Source organism: uncultured Psychroserpens sp., from assembly GCF_947501425.1.
In the GTDB taxonomy this organism is placed as follows: Bacteria; Bacteroidota; Bacteroidia; order Flavobacteriales; family Flavobacteriaceae; genus Psychroserpens.
Window position 1 is genome coordinate 1 of sequence record NZ_CANMVN010000027.1, and the last position, 428, is coordinate 428.

Below are 428 nucleotides of genomic sequence, written 5' to 3' on the forward strand. Positions count from 1 at the left end.
GTTCCTGAGAGTATTTCAGTTGAATGTGATGTAGATGTAAACGATCTTACTTTAACTGGTGATGTGACTGATGAAGCGGATAACTGTTCAACTGATCTTGAAGCTACATTTACAGATGCCATAGCTGACGGAAGTTGTGCTAACGAATCTATCATTACCAGAACATGGACATTAACGGATGAGTGTGATAATACAACTACACAAGTTCAGACCATTACAGTTCAAGATACAACAGCACCTACATTTACAGTTCCTGAGAGTATTTCAGTAGAATGTGATGTAGATGTAAACGATCTTACTCTAACTGGTGATGTGACTGATGAAGCGGATAACTGTTCAACTGACCTTGAAGCTACATTTACAGATGCAGTGGCTGACGGAAGTTGTGCTAACGAATCTATCATTACCAGAACATGGACATTAACGGA

At 39.3% G+C, this 428-nt stretch carries 1 pseudogene; it reads left to right on the forward strand.

Annotated features, from left to right (window positions below):
* A pseudogene (locus Q0951_RS17040) lies at window positions 1-428 on the forward strand (gliding motility-associated C-terminal domain-containing protein); the annotation flags it as partial.